Origin of the sequence: Paraburkholderia sp. NMBU_R16 (assembly GCF_013282575.1) — a bacterium.
In the GTDB taxonomy this organism is placed as follows: domain Bacteria; phylum Pseudomonadota; class Gammaproteobacteria; order Burkholderiales; family Burkholderiaceae; genus Trinickia.
Map to the genome: position 1 here is coordinate 1 of NZ_JAAAYE010000140.1, position 3,420 is coordinate 3,420.

General features: G+C 60.9%; 5 protein-coding genes and 1 pseudogene. 2 read left to right on the forward strand and 4 right to left on the reverse strand.

Annotation, left to right across the window (positions count from 1 at the left end):
• Window positions 1–206, forward strand: a 206-nt coding sequence (locus GWC77_RS29205; protein WP_217283432.1) for a hypothetical protein, incomplete at its 5' end; no start/stop codon positions are given.
• Window positions 207–220: 14 nt separating this feature from the next.
• Here the strand turns inward: GWC77_RS29205 and GWC77_RS27190 are convergent.
• Genes GWC77_RS27190 through GWC77_RS29835 form a run of 4 tightly spaced genes read right to left on the reverse strand, consistent with a single transcriptional unit; the run spans window position 221 to window position 2,597 of the window.
• Complete coding sequence (locus GWC77_RS27190) at window positions 221–433, reverse strand: transposase domain-containing protein (protein ID WP_367949126.1); 213 nt, start codon at window positions 431–433, stop codon at window positions 221–223.
• A complete protein-coding gene (locus GWC77_RS27195) occupies window positions 373–1,941 on the reverse strand; it encodes an IS66 family transposase (protein ID WP_173262431.1) in 1,569 nt (522 codons plus the stop codon). The genes GWC77_RS27190 and GWC77_RS27195 overlap by 61 nt, the downstream gene beginning before the upstream one ends.
• A gap of 51 nt (window positions 1,942–1,992) precedes the next feature.
• The gene (gene tnpB / locus GWC77_RS27200; protein ID WP_173262434.1) at window positions 1,993–2,331 is read right to left on the reverse strand and encodes an IS66 family insertion sequence element accessory protein TnpB; all 339 of its coding nucleotides are present in this window, start codon (window positions 2,329–2,331) and stop codon (window positions 1,993–1,995) included.
• Window positions 2,328–2,597: a hypothetical protein gene (locus tag GWC77_RS29835; RefSeq protein WP_254367212.1), complete on the reverse strand. Its 270-nt coding sequence runs from the start codon at window positions 2,595–2,597 to the stop codon at window positions 2,328–2,330. Before GWC77_RS29835 ends, tnpB begins: the two co-directional genes overlap by 4 nt.
• A 254-nt stretch (window positions 2,598–2,851) precedes the next feature.
• Between GWC77_RS29835 and GWC77_RS27210 the strand changes: the two are divergent.
• Window positions 2,852–3,292, forward strand: a pseudogene (locus GWC77_RS27210) (IS3 family transposase); the annotation flags it as partial.
• Window positions 3,293–3,420: the final 128 nt, after the last annotated feature.

Consider the following 3,420-nt stretch of genomic DNA (forward strand, 5'->3'; position numbering starts at 1 on the left):
TTGCCGAACTGCTCAAGCAGCTCGGCGGGAATCGCCGGCAGGTCTACCGGTGGGGTCTTGGGTTTGCGAGGCATATTTTCTCCTGGGGAGCATCATATGCCTTGAACACGAAATTACTGACAGACCCTCGTTTCGGAGATCTTGCGTTCGGTCTTGCCCGCGCTTGCTTTACCCATCGTTTTGTTCCGTTGTTTCGTTCCGCTTGATGCGCGAGCCCGGTTCAGTGCCGGGTCGCCGAGCCCGCAACCGGCAAGGACGACGTCGACGCCACGGTCGATGCCGATCCGGCTGCGCCAGAGGGCTTCCAGTTGTACGGTGCCAATTGCTCGATCCGGTTGATCGGGTGGTCGTTGATCCGCCCGAGCACGTCGCTCAGGTAATCGTACGGGTTGATATCGTTGGCGCGACACGTCGCCAGCACGCTGTAGAACACCGCTGCGGCCTTACCCCCGGCCTCGGAACCAAAAACAGATGGTTCTTTCGAGCGATGGCGACCCTGCGGATGGCCCGCTCGATCAGGTTCGAATCCATCGCCAGATTGCCGTCGTCGACGTAGCGCGTAAGCGCCTCCCAGTTCGATAGCGTATAGGCGATTGCACGGCCCAGGGCTGACTTGGGCAGCACTTCGTTCGCCTTGGCCTGCAGCCAAAGCTGGTAGTCGCGTAAAACCGGCACCGATTCTAGCTGCCGCACCCGCCTTCGCTCTATCGGATCGGCATCGTGCAACTTGCGCTCGATCTCGTAGAGCTTGCGAATCCAAGCCAGTGCCTGCGCGTCCACGCTCTCGTGGGCGCTGTGCGGCGACTCTTTGCGAAGCTGCCGGTAGATCTTGTAGAACATCCTGCGCGCATGCACATGACAAGCCACGTGCCGAACCTTGCCGCCGCGAAACAGCGCCGCCCAGCCCGAGTAATCGTCGGCCTGCAGATAGCCCTCGTAGTTGCCCAGCAGTGCCATCGGATAGCGACCGGCCCGGCTCGACGTGTAGTCGTAATAGACCACTTTGGGAACGTTCACCCACCGACCGTCGTGCAACATCGCACCTGCACTCGCATAGCCCCACAGCCGCACCGTCTTGGTCCGCTCCAGTTGTTTGCACAACTGCGGAAACGGCGTGTCGTCGCCAAAGATCACCGGCGCGCTCAGCAGTTGCCGACCGAACACCTCGTACAGGGGCAACATGAGCTTGGCGAGCCGAATCGTCCAGTCGCTCATCGTGTTGCGCGAAATGCGCAGCCCGTGCATCGCGAACTCTTCCTCCAGCCGGTAAAACGGCAGGCCCGAGTCGAGGTGCGCCACAATGATGCGCGCCAGCAACTCCGGGCTCGCATTGCTCTTCATCAGCGGGGATGCCTGGAACGTCGTACCGCGCACCATCGAGACGCCGTTCTTGACCAGCGCGTAGCGCGGGCACACATGCTCGACCACCGACATCTTGGCCGGGGTGTACTTGAGCGTGCGCGTGACGGTCTCGCCGATCACGGTCACTCGATCGTATTGCGACAGCTCCTGCTGCGGCAGCGGATGCACGACGCGCTCGATCGGCAGATTGCTGGGCAGCGCCGGACGGCCCGTGCTGCGGCGCTTGCGCCGGTGCCCCTCCACGGGAATCGATAGATCCGGCTGCTGCGGCGGCAGCGGTGCCTCGTGCGTCTGATCGAAGATATCCAGTTGCCACGCACTCATGCGCTCGCGGCTCGCCCCGAACATCTCCTGCCGTGCGTTGTTCAGTTTGGCCCGCATCTCGAGCAGCGCCTGCTGCGTCTTGGCCAGCAATTGGCTTTGCCCTTCGACTCGTTCGCGTAGCTGTTCGATCTCGCGTTGTTGCTGCTCGATCATCGCATCGCGCGTCGCAATCGCGTCGAGTAATTCGGGAAGATTCCACGCCCCCAATGCCATCGGCAAGGGTTGTTTCTTGGCAGGGACGTTTAGCGGTTGCATAGGTCAGCATTATCGCCGCGATCGAGCCGCTCATGGGCATATCCTCGCGATTCATGCGACCACCGTTGCGTTCACCGCACGCACGCCGACGTCGATTCCTTCAAGCCATGTCGTGAGTTCGGCAAGCGAGATTCCGCGCCGCGCGATGGCCGCGGGATCAGCCAGCGAGCCGCTCTCGAATCGCTTGTACATCAGCCAAAATCCTGTGCGGTCATAGACCAAAACCTTGATCTTGTCGCGGCGCCGGCCGTAGAACACAAACACATGTCCGCTTAGCGCGTCCTGATCGAACATCGGGCGCACCAGCATCGAAAGCGAATCGATCGACTTGCGCATGTCGATCGGCTCGGCGGCGATGTATACCTTCACGGCCGTCGAGAGCATCGTCATCGCGCCCCCGCACCGATACGATCGATCATCGCCTGAAGCAAAGGCTCGAGCGCATACGCGGGCAGTCGCAGCCGAACTCCATCGCCCAGGATCAACTCGGGCACGTCGCACGAGCTGCCGTTGCCAGTCGCGTCCATAGCGCGATCGACGATGCCAACGCGCATAAAGCCCGCCACGTTCCGAGCGAGCGCAACCGTGGCGCCCGCGTTCTGTCGCACGTCACCGCTTCGCTCGGCATGGCGAGCAAGCGCCAAGTACCTCGTCATCGAGGAGCGGGAAATCCCACTTCGCTCGCTATAGGCTTGGACCGTCAACCCGCTTGCTCGAAACTCGCCTATGACCTCTCGCCACGGCCGTGTGCCACGATTGCGCCGCCTTCTCGCCGGCGCCGAACTCACATCCGCCGCATCCTCAGGCAACTTCTCCGCTTCCAGCATGGATATCCTCCCGTCATCGCAATGTGAGAATCGTCAGCCATCAGCGACGTTCGCTCAATAACGGGGGTTCTCGGGCGGATACGTTGCAACTCGAACACGACATCCTGAAGAAGGCCAATGAACTGTTAAAAAAAGGCCTGGGCGTCGACCCGCAACTCCTGAGCAATCGGGAGAAGACGCCGCTGGTTGACGCCCTGAGACAAACCTATGCGCTGCCAGAGCTGCTCGCCGTATTGGGTCTTGCCCGCAGCTCGTACTTTTACCATCGCGCACGACTGCTCGTCGCTGACAAGCATGCTGACGTGCGTCGTGTCATCACAGAGATCTTCGAACTCAATTACCGTTGCTACGGCTATCGCCGGATACGCGCGGCACTCGGTAAGCAGCAGGTCTTCATGTCGGAGAAAGTCGTGCGACGTTTGATGAGACAAGAAGGCTTGGCCGCAGGCAGTGCCCGCCGGCGTCGCTACGGCTCCTATCAAGGAGAAATAGGTCTCGCGCCAGAGAAACTCATCAATCGCGACTTGAGCTTCCCTCGGTTTTTCGCCTTCCAGAGGCCCCGAGTTATGCAGCCGTATCCTTTGTCCGCTGAGCCGTAAGCCAGTCTTGCATGAACTGAGTTGGCGACATGAAGCCAAGCGATGAATGACGA